The following is a 308-nucleotide window of genomic DNA, read 5'->3' as shown; positions in this document are numbered from 1 at the left end:
TTATTAAATTAACTTGGGGGAGAATATATGAAAGTTATTTTTAAGAGAGAAGGCGGAGGGAAAATTTTTGAATCATCTAATGAAAATATAAGCGTTCTATTAGCTGTATTAAAGGAAACAAAAGGGATAAAGATTGGGATGGTTGAGTATGAAGTATTAGAATATAAACTGGAATACTATCGAAATCCGAAAAAAACAGAAACAGAGAGAGAATTACATATTATTATGCAACCTAAACTTATTCAATAAAGAAAGTGAAATATTAATCAATTTGAGTTTTGTTCGTTTTCACTGATTATTAGCCCGCA

1 protein-coding gene is annotated in these 308 nt (G+C 28.9%); it reads left to right on the top strand.

Features of this window, described 5'->3' with window-relative positions; genetic code table 11:
• Nucleotides 1-27 precede the first annotated feature (27 nt).
• A complete protein-coding gene (locus tag V7038_RS29380) occupies nucleotides 28-249 on the top strand; it encodes a hypothetical protein (protein ID WP_002157948.1) in 222 nt (73 codons plus the stop codon).
• Nucleotides 250-308 lie beyond the last annotated feature (59 nt).

Origin of the sequence: Bacillus sp. JJ783 (genome assembly GCF_036963225.1) — a bacterium.
GTDB lineage: Bacteria > Bacillota > Bacilli > Bacillales > Bacillaceae_G > Bacillus_A > Bacillus_A cereus_U.
Note: the sequence above shows the minus strand (reverse complement) of the source record. Positions and strands in the feature narration are given on the sequence as shown.

Excerpts from the sequence above, each read along its gene's own strand:
- V7038_RS29380 (WP_002157948.1), top strand. The coding sequence starts at position 28 with ATGAAAGTTATTTTTAAGAGAGAAGGCGGAGGGAAAATTTTTGAATCA.